The sequence below is a fragment of the Streptomyces sp. NPDC007162 genome (assembly GCF_040634175.1).
Lineage (GTDB): Bacteria > Actinomycetota > Actinomycetes > Streptomycetales > Streptomycetaceae > Streptomyces.
On the sequence record NZ_JBEYFC010000932.1, the window covers coordinates 1 to 1877 of the forward strand.

Here is a 1877-nt window from a genome sequence, read left to right on the forward strand (position 1 = left end):
GTTGTTCGAGAGCCGGAGAAACTTCAGGGATGGAGTTGATGCACGGTGGAACGACGCATGCCGGTGGCGACGCACTGGGGCAGTTTCGTGGCCGTGGTCGATTCGGGTCAGCTGGTGCGCATTGAGCCCCGGGGTGATGATCCCGCGCCCTCGCCGATCGGCCCGGGCATGGTGACGGCTGCTGAGGACGGGGCGCGTGTGCTGCGTCCCGCGGTGCGCAAAGGGTGGTTGAATGGCTTGCCGCGCGCCGATGACACGGCCAGAGGTGCGGACGCCTTCGTAGAGGTCAGCTGGGACGACGCGCTCACGCTGGTGAGCGAGGAATTGCGTCGAGTGCGCGCACAGCACGGGAACAGCGCGGTGTTCGGCGGCTCGTACGGCTGGGCCAGTGCGGGCGGGTTCCACAATGCGCAGGGTCAGCTCCAGCGGTTCCTGGCGTTGGGCGGGGGCTACACCGACTCGCGCAACACGTACAGCACCGCCGCTCTTGAGGTCATCCTTCCGCATGTGATCGGCGGGGCTGCGTGGAGCTACCAGTCCCGGATGCCGATGTGGGACGAGATCGCCGAGAGCTGTGAGCTCGTGGTGGCGTTCGGGGGGCTGGCTCTGAAGAACAGCCAGATCAACCCCGGCGGGCTGGCCCGGCACCAGACGCGGGACCTGCAGCGGAAGTGCCGTGAGGCCGGGGTGCGGTTCGTGAACGTCAGCCCGATCCGCAGTGACACCGCCGACTTCCTGGACGCTGAGTGGCTGCCGGTCATCCCCAACACCGACACTGCCTTGATGCTCGGCATCGCGCACACGATGCTGGTCAACGACTGGTACGACGAGGACTTCCTCACCCGCTGCTGCGAGGGGTTCGACCGCTTCGCCTCCTACCTAACCGGCGACGTGGACGGCGTCGTCAAGGACGCCGACTGGGCCGTGAGGATCACGGGCATCAGCCGCGACACGATCACCGATCTCGCCCGCCGCCTGTTCACACAGCGTTCCCTCATCATGGTCAACTACGCCATACAGCGCGCGGACCACGGTGAGCAGCCGATCTGGATGTCGGTCGTGCTGGCGGCCATGGCGGGTTCGCTGGGCCGGCCCGGCTGCGGCTGGGGCGCGGGCTACGCAACGATGGACGCGACCGGTGTTGCCCCGGGCCGCCCGTCTGTGGCGTCGATGCCGCGGGTGGCGAACCCTGTTGCGGACTTCATTCCGGTCGCCCGGATCGCAGACACCCTGCTGGAACCGGGCGCGACCATCGACTACGACGGTCAGCGCCTGACGCTGCCGGACCTACGCCTGATCTACTGGTGCGGAGGAAACCCCTTCCACCACCACCAGGACCTCCACCGCCTCGCCCGAGCCTGGCAGCGCCCGGACACGGTGGTGGTCCATGAAGCCTGGTGGAACACCACGGCGAAGTTCGCCGACATCGTACTTCCCGTCGCGACGAGCCTGGAGCGTGACGACTTCGCCGCGGGGTTCTCCGACCCGCACCTCGTCGCAATGCCGAAGGTCCGCGAGCCGGCCGGCGAGGCACGCACCGACCACCAGATCTTCGCCGCTTTGGCTGCCCGGCTCGGCTATGAGCGCGAGTTCACCCAAGCGCGTTCCGAGATCGAATGGGTCCGGCACCTCTACGTCCAGACACGGGCGAACCTCGGCGACGACGCGGCCCTGCCAGACTTCGACGACTTCTGGCAACGCGCCTCCGGTGTCGAACTGCCGGCACTCAGCGGGCCGTTTCCTGGCAGCTTCGAAGCACTGCGCTCCGATCCGCAGCGTTTCCCCCTGACGACGCCGTCGGGCCGGATCGAGATCTTCTCCGAGGAGATCGACAGGAACTCGCACCACACGGCCTTGCCGCCACCTCGTGGCTCCAC

Annotated in this window: 1 protein-coding gene; it reads left to right on the forward strand. The window is 67.7% G+C overall.

Features of this window, described 5'->3' with window-relative positions:
• Positions 1-45 precede the first annotated feature (45 nt).
• The coding region (locus ABZ646_RS45980; RefSeq protein WP_360533584.1) for a molybdopterin-dependent oxidoreductase at positions 46-1877 on the forward strand (1832 nt) is incomplete at its 3' end.